This window comes from Actinomyces sp. (assembly GCF_030524025.1).
Lineage (GTDB): Bacteria > Actinomycetota > Actinomycetes > Actinomycetales > Actinomycetaceae > Actinomyces.
In genome coordinates, this window is the sequence record NZ_JAUNHI010000046.1 from 2,611 (window position 1) to 10,341 (window position 7,731).

Consider the following 7,731-nt stretch of genomic DNA (forward strand, 5'->3'; position numbering starts at 1 on the left):
CGCCGGAGCCGGGGGCAAGGGCGGGCCGCAGCGCACCGACGCCGTCGACCGACGAGCCGCAGGACCGTCCCGCCGAGGCCGGCCAGGCGGTGACCGACCACGAGGCCGACCCTGAGGCCGACCCCGAGTCAGAGCTGCCCCCGCTGGACTCCTTCACGGAGCGCTTCACCGACCGCGAGCTGACCTGGCTCGACTTCAACGAGCGGGTCCTGGAGCAGGCCGAGGACCCCGAGCTGCCCCTGCTCGAGCGCGCCTGGTTCCTGGCGATCTTCTCGTCCAACCTCGACGAGTTCTACATGGTGCGCGTCGCCGGTCTCATGCGGCGCATCAAGGCGGGCATCACCCCGGTGCGGGCCTCCGGCCTGGACGCCCACCAGGTCCTGGCCGCCGTCACCGAGCGCGCCAAGGCACTGACGGCCCGCCAGGCCGCGCTCTTCCAGGACGAGATCCGTCCGGGTCTGGCCGAGCACAACATCGAGATCCTGTCCTGGGACGAGCTGGCCCCCGAGCAGGCCGAGCGGCTGACCCGCTACTTCCGCCACCAGATCTTCCCGGTGCTCACCCCCCTGGCCGTCGACCCCTCCCACCCCTTCCCCTACATCTCCGGGCTCTCCCTCAACCTGGCGGTGCTCCTGCGCAACCCGCGCTCGGGCAAGGAGCACTTCGCACGGATCAAGGTGCCCGACTCCCTGCCGCGCTTCGTCACCGTCCCGGGCCGCGAGCTCAACGCCAAGGACAAGCGCGCCGGGGCCGCCCTCATCCCCCTCGAGGTCGTCATCGCCCGCCACCTCGACCACCTCTTCCCGGGGATGGACATCCTCGAGCACCACCTGTTCCGCGTCACCCGCAACGAGAACCTCGAGGTCGAGGAGGACGACGCCGAGAACCTCCTGACCGCCATGGAGAAGGAGCTCGAGAAGCGCCGGTTCGGCGCCGTCGTGCGCCTCGAGGTCGAGGACACGATCTCCTCCTTCGTGCGCCGCTACCTCGTGCGGGCGCTGGGCCTGCGCGAGGACGACGTCTTCAGCCTGCCGGCCCCCCTCGACCTGACCTCCCTCAACCAGGTCCACGACCTGGACGTCCCCGACCTCAAGTACCCGCGCTTCGTGCCGGTCACCGCCGCCGGCCTGGCCGCCCACGAGTCCAGCTCGGCGCCCGACGTCTTCGCCGCCATGCGCGAGCACGACGTGCTGCTCCACCACCCCTACGATTCCTTCTTCACCTCCGTCCAGGAGTTCGTCTCCCAGGCCGCCGCCGACCCCAAGGTCCTGGCCATCAAGCAGACCCTGTACCGCACGAGCGGCGACTCCCCGATCGTCGACGCCCTCATCGAGGCCGCCGAGGCCGGCAAGCAGGTCGTGGCCATCGTGGAGATCAAGGCGCGCTTCGACGAGGAGGCCAACATCTCCTGGGCGCGCAAGCTCGAGCGGGCGGGCGTCCACGTCGTCTACGGGATGGTGGGGCTCAAGACCCACTGCAAGCTCCTGCTCGTCGTGCGCCAGGAGGCCGATGGTCTGCGCCGCTACTGCCACGTGGGCACGGGCAACTACCATCCCAAGACGGCCCGCGGCTATGAGGACCTGGGCCTGCTCACCTGCGACCGCGACGTCGCCCAGGACATGACGACGCTGTTCAACCAGCTCTCGGGCTACGCCCCGCGGGCCCGCTTCCGCCGCCTGCTCGTCGCCCCGCGCACCGTGCGCGACGGGCTCATCGAGCGCATCGACCGTGAGATCGAGGCCCGGCGTGCGGGCCGCCCGGCCTGGATCCGCATCAAGGTCAACTCGATCGTCGACGAGGCGACCATCGACGCCCTCTACCGGGCCAGCCGGGCCGGGGTTGAGGTCGACATCGTCGTGCGCGGCATCTGCGGCCTGCGCGCCGGGGTGCCGGGCCTGAGCGACAACATCCGGGTCCGCTCGATCCTGGGCCGCTACCTCGAGCACTCCCGCGTCTTCGCCTTCTGCAACGACGGCGACACCGAGCTGTTCATCGGCTCGGCCGACCTCATGCACCGCAACCTCGACCGCCGGGTCGAGGCCCTCGTGCGCATCACCGACCCGGCGATGGTCGCCGAGCTGGAGTGGCTGGTCACCCACGCCGCCTCACCGCAGGTCTCCAGCTGGTGGCTCGAGCCCGACGGCACCTGGACCCGCCATGTGCGCGACGCCGAGGGCAACCGCCTCGAGGACATCCAGACCACCCTCATGGCCCGGGCGCGCTCGCGCGTCAAGGGCCGGGGCTGAGCCCCAGGGGACGTTGGCCATGACGCAGCGAGCTGAGGACCGGGGGGTCCTGCGCGCCGCGGGCGCCCTCGTGTGGCGGGAGCGCCGCGGACGCCTCCAGGTGCTCCTCGTCCACCGCCCCAAGTACGACGACTGGTCCTTCCCCAAGGGCAAGGTCGACCCCGGAGAGTCCCTGCGCACCTGCGCGGTCAGGGAGGTGGCCGAGGAGACCGGCTCCCAGGTCGCCCTGGGCCAGCCCCTGGGGCGGGTGAGGTACCGCCTGGCCTCGGGGGCCCGCAAGGAGGTCAGCTACTGGGCGGCCCGCGAGCTGGAGACCGCCGACCCGGCCGTGCGCGCCCGCCAGCCCGTCAAGCCCGCCTCCCGCTCCGAGATCGACGAGGCCGAGTGGGTCGACTCGGCCAAGGCCCGCAAGCGGCTCACCCACGCGATGGACCGTGACCTGCTCGGCAGGCTCGTCGACCTGTGGGAGGACGGCAAGCTCGACACCTGGACCTTCGTCCTCGTGCGGCACGCCCGCGCCGTCAAGCGGTCGGTGTGGCGCCGACGCCGCAAGCGCGACGCGGAGGCCGATGAGGCCACCCGCCCGCTGACCTCAGACCAGGGCGAGGTGCGGGCCCGGGCCCTCGTGCCGATCCTGGCGGCCTACGGCGTCGGCAGGGTCGTGACCAGCCCGTGGCGGCGCTGCTACGACACGGTGGCCTGCTACGTGCGCGCCGCCGGACTGACCATGGTCACCGAGCCGTCCCTGACCGAGGCCGCCCACTCCCGCGACCCCAAGGCCGCCCGCAAGGCGGTGGCCGGCGAGCTGCGCCGTCGGGGACCCGCCGTGGCCTTGTGCACGCACCGCCCCGTGCTGCCCTCGGTCATGGACGCGGTGGCCGACTACGCCCCGGGCTCGCTCCTGCGCTCCGTGCCCGACCGGGACCCCTGGCTCAAGACCGGGGAGATCATGGTCGTCCACCTCGCCCTGCGCCCACGGCGCAAGATCCGCGCCGTCGCCATCGAGATCCAGCGCCCGGTGCTGTCCGAGGGCTGCTGAGAGCCGCTGAGAGCCGCCGAGCGCCGGTCGACGGGCCAGCGCCGGGGCACCCGGTGACGCCCGCCGGCCCGTTCACCCCGCGTTCACCCTCCCCACCTCGGGCGGACACCTTGCGGCCATGACGGAGTCACCCTGCCTGCCTACCTTCCTGAGCAGTCAGACAATCCGGCTCGCCCCGGCCAGACCGGGACGAGCGGACCACATGAGGAGGGAATACGTGGTGCTCGTCACTCGTCGTGTCGCGATCGGCACCTTGTCGGTTGGGGCGCTGACCACCCTGGCGGCCTGCGGCTCCGACGCAGGCGGCACGGCGCACGCCGACCCCAACAGCACACTGTCCGGTGAGGTCAAGGGGGCGGGGGCGACCTCGCAGGCCGACGCCCAGGAGGCCTGGCTCAACGCCTTCATGGACGTCCACGCGGGCGTGACCGTCGAGTACGCCGGCGGCGGCTCGGGGGCCGGCCGCACCAAGCTGATCGAGGGCGCCGTCGACTTCGCCGGGTCGGACTCGGCGATGAAGGAGGACGAGGTCGCCTCGATGGGCGAGTGGGGGGTGGTCGAGGTTCCCCTGTACATCTCCCCGATCGCCGTGGCCTACAACCTGCCCGACCTCGATACCTCGACCCACGTCAACATGACCGGCGAGGTCGTCGCCCAGGTCTTCGCCGGGCAGATCACGACCTGGAACGATCCCCGGCTGACCGCCCTCAACCCCGGGGTGGCCCTGCCCGACACCGCCATCATCCCGGTCCACCGCTCCGACGACTCCGGCACGACCAAGAGCTTCACCTCCTACTTGTCGGCGGTCGCGCCCGAGGTGTGGACCCACGAGGCCGACGACGCCTGGCCGCTGTCCGGCGGACAGTCCGGGGATGGCACCTCGGGGGTCGTCTCCACGCTGCGCTCGGCCGAGGGGACCATCGGCTACGCCGACGCCTCGAAGGTCGACCAGACCCTGGGGACGGTGGCAGTCGGCACCGCGGACAGCTTCGTGTCCCTGTCCGCCGAGGCGGCGGCCGCGACCCTCGAGGCCTCCCAGCCGGCCGAGGACGCCACCGACACCCGCGTCACCTACACGATCGACTACACCGCCGAGGGCGGCTACCCGATCATCCTCGTGTCTTACCTCGTGGCCCGCCAGCGCTACGACGACCCCGACATCACCTCGGGGGTCAAGGCCTACTTCGAGTACATGGCCTCGGCCGAGGGCCAGACCGTCGCCGCCGAGGCCTCGGGCTGCGCCCCGCTGTCCGAGCAGTTGCGCGCCAAGGTGCTCGCGGCGATCTCGACGATCGGGTCCTGACGGGCACCGGCGCCAGGTCTCCGTCCCCCGGGGCCGGCGCCGGAGCCCTCGACCCCACCGACCCGGACCCGGGGTCCCCGGACTGTGCAGAACCGTGCAGAACCGGACCCCGCAGACGACCTCTTAACGAAAGGACCCTACGTGGCCACCACTGACCGACCCGCGGCCGACGCCGCGCCCGTTGTGGAGGGCAGGGCGCCGGGACGCACGGGCAACCGCGTCTTCACCGGCCTGTCCTTCGGTTCGGGCATCCTCATCATGGCGGTCCTGGCACTCGTGACGGCCTTCCTCATCGGCAAGTCCCTGCCGGCCCTGACCGCCTCGGGCGAGGACCTGGCCGAGGTGTCCTTCATGAAGGAGCGCGGGCTGTGGGCCTACGTCGCCCCCCTCGTGTTCGGCACCCTGCTGTCCAGCGTCATCGCCCTGGCCGCAGCGGTCCCCCTGAGCGTCGCCGTCGCCCTGTTCATCTCCCACTTCGCCCCGCGGCGCCTGGCCCAGGGGCTGGGATACCTCGTCGACCTGCTCGCCGCGATCCCCTCGGTCGTCTTCGGCCTGTGGGGCTTCCTGTGGCTCGTGCCCCTGCTCAACCCCTTCTACACCTGGCTGACCGACCACCTCGGGTTCATCCCGCTGTTCGCCGACTACCAGGCGCCGGCCAAGAACATCATGACCGCCTCCCTCGTCCTGTCGGTCATGATCCTGCCGATCATCACCGCCACGACCCGCGAGGTGTTCCTGGCCACACCCACCCTCCACGAGGAGGCATCCCTGGCGCTGGGCGCCACCCGCTACGAGATGATCCGCCAGGCCGTCCTGCCCTTCGGGCGCTCCGGCATCGTGTCGGCCTCCATGCTGGGGCTGGGGCGCGCCCTGGGGGAGACGATGGCCGTGCTCATGATCCTGTCGAGCGGCCTGTCCATCAACCTCCACATCCTCCAGGCCGGCCAGCACCAGACGATCGCGGCCAACATCGCCGGCCAGTTCCGCGAGGCCTACGGCCTGAGCGTCAACGTCCTCATCGCCACCGGTCTGGTCCTGTTCCTCATCACCTTCGCCGTCAACTCCGCGGCGCGCTGGTTCATCGCCCGACGTTCCGAGTTCTCGGGAGCCAACTGATATGAGCACCACCACCCCTTCCCCGCGCGGCCGACGCCTCGGCGCCCCCGAGCAGGTCCTGCGGATCGACCCCGCCGACCCGCTGGCCGACCCGGTCCCCGTCGTGGACGGCGTGCCCCTGACCTCCCAGCGGCTGCCGGACTGGTTCGTGTGGGCGGCCCTGGGCGCCTCCTTCGTCGTCGTCGGGGGGGCCGGGCTGGCCGCCGGCCTGGGCGCCCCCGCGATCCTCGTGCTGACGGCCCTGGCCTGGGTCGTGTCGGCCACCGCCGTGTCCTGGGTCAAGGAGGGGGAGCGCTGGGGCAGGAACACCGCCCTGACTGTCCTGGTCTACCTCGCCTTCGCCCTGGTCATGGTCCCCCTGGTGTCCCTCGTGTGGATGGTTGTCGTGGGTGGCGCCCAGCGCTTCGGCCCCGAGTTCCTCCTGACCAACATGCGCGGCGCCGACGACACGAACGGCGGGGTCTACCACGGCATCATCGGCACCCTGGAGATCACCGGTATCGCCACCCTCATCTCGGTGCCGCTGGGACTGTTCACCGCGATCTTCCTCGTGGAGTACAACGGCGGCTGGGTGGCGCGCGCCGTCACCTTCCTCGTCGACGTCATGACCGGTATCCCCTCGATCGTGGCCGGCCTGTTCGCCTACACCCTCTTCCTCATGATCATGGGCCCGCGCTACCAGGCGGGAGTCATCGGCGCCGTCGCCCTGAGCGTGCTCATGACCCCCGTCGTCATCCGGGGGGTCGAGGAGATGCTGCGGCTCGTGCCCAACGAGCTGCGCGAGGCCAGCTACGCCCTGGGCGTGCCCAAGTGGCTCACCATCGTCAAGGTCGTCCTGCGCACCGCGGTGGCGGGGATCACCACCTCGATCATGATCGCCATCGCGCGGGTCATCGGCGAGACGGCGCCGCTGCTCATCACGGTGGGCCTGACTGTGCGCACCAACACCAACCCGGTCGAGGGCTCCATGGCGACCCTCCCGGTGCTCGTCTACGACCAGTACTCGCGCGGGGAGACCGCCACGATGGAGCGCGCCTGGGCCGGGGCGCTCACGCTCATCGTCATCGTCATGGTCCTCAACCTCCTGGCCCGACTCGTCTCCGTCTACCTCAGCCCCAAGGGCGGTCGGCGCTGATCGCGCCCGCGCCTGAGCACATCAAGGAAAGCCCATGTCCAAGCGTATCGACGTCACCAACGAGAACATCTATTACGGCGACTTCCTGGCGGTCAAGGACGTCAATGTCTCGATCGAGCCGCGGTCGGTGACCGCTCTCATCGGCCCCTCGGGCTGTGGGAAGTCGACCTTCCTGCGCACGCTCAACCGCATGCACGAGGTCATTCCCGGTGCCCGGGTCGAGGGGCAGGTCGTTGTCGACGGCGTCAACCTCTACGGCCCGAACGTCGACGCCGTCCAGGTGCGGCGCGCCATCGGGATGGTGTTCCAGCGGCCCAACCCCTTCCCCACGATGTCGATCGCGGAGAACGTCCTGGCCGGGGCCCGCCTCAACAACCGCCGCATGTCGAAGGCCGACGCCGCTGAGCTGGTCGAGAAGTCGCTGCGTGGGGCCAACCTGTGGGACGAGGTCAAGGACCGGCTCGACCGGCCCGGCTCGGGCCTGTCCGGCGGCCAGCAGCAGCGGCTGTGCATCGCCCGCGCCATTGCGGTCAAGCCCTCCGTGCTGCTCATGGACGAGCCCTGCTCGGCCCTCGACCCGATCTCGACCCTGGCGATCGAGGACCTCATCGCCGAGCTCAAGCAGGACTACACGATCGTCATCGTCACCCACAACATGCAGCAGGCCTCCCGCGTGTCCGACATGACGGGCTTCTTCAACCTCGAGGCCACTGGGAAGCCCGGCCAGCTCGTCGAGTTCGACACGACCGACAAGATCTTCTCCGCGCCCTCCGAGCAGGCCACCGAGGACTACATCTCCGGCCGCTTCGGCTGACCCCCCCCGCCCCGCCCTCCCCGCGAGATCGGGACATATGGCACCCCGAGATCGGGACATATGGCACGCCCCGGCCAT

General features: G+C 70.9%; 6 protein-coding genes. All 6 read left to right on the forward strand.

Annotated elements, in window-relative coordinates; genetic code table 11:
- Positions 1 to 2,246: RNA degradosome polyphosphate kinase (locus Q4C85_RS11410; RefSeq protein ID WP_303142202.1), on the forward strand; the 2,246-nt coding region annotated here is incomplete at its 5' end.
- 19 nt (positions 2,247 to 2,265) lie between these two features.
- A complete protein-coding gene (locus Q4C85_RS11415; protein WP_303142205.1) occupies positions 2,266 to 3,285 on the forward strand; it encodes an NUDIX hydrolase in 1,020 nt (339 codons plus the stop codon).
- 217 nt (positions 3,286 to 3,502) lie between these two features.
- Positions 3,503 to 4,588 (forward strand): phosphate ABC transporter substrate-binding protein PstS, encoded by a 1,086-nt coding sequence (gene pstS, locus Q4C85_RS11420; protein ID WP_303142206.1) that lies wholly within the window; start codon positions 3,503 to 3,505, stop codon positions 4,586 to 4,588.
- Between the two features lie 141 nt (positions 4,589 to 4,729).
- Positions 4,730 to 5,704: a phosphate ABC transporter permease subunit PstC gene (gene pstC, locus Q4C85_RS11425; RefSeq protein WP_303142208.1), complete on the forward strand. Its 975-nt coding sequence runs from the start codon at positions 4,730 to 4,732 to the stop codon at positions 5,702 to 5,704.
- A 1-nt stretch (position 5,705) separates the two neighbouring features.
- Positions 5,706 to 6,839 (forward strand): phosphate ABC transporter permease PstA, encoded by a 1,134-nt coding sequence (gene pstA / locus Q4C85_RS11430; RefSeq protein WP_303142210.1) that lies wholly within the window; start codon positions 5,706 to 5,708, stop codon positions 6,837 to 6,839.
- A gap of 34 nt (positions 6,840 to 6,873) precedes the next feature.
- Positions 6,874 to 7,653 (forward strand): phosphate ABC transporter ATP-binding protein PstB, encoded by a 780-nt coding sequence (pstB, locus tag Q4C85_RS11435; RefSeq protein WP_303142212.1) that lies wholly within the window; start codon positions 6,874 to 6,876, stop codon positions 7,651 to 7,653.
- Positions 7,654 to 7,731 lie beyond the last annotated feature (78 nt).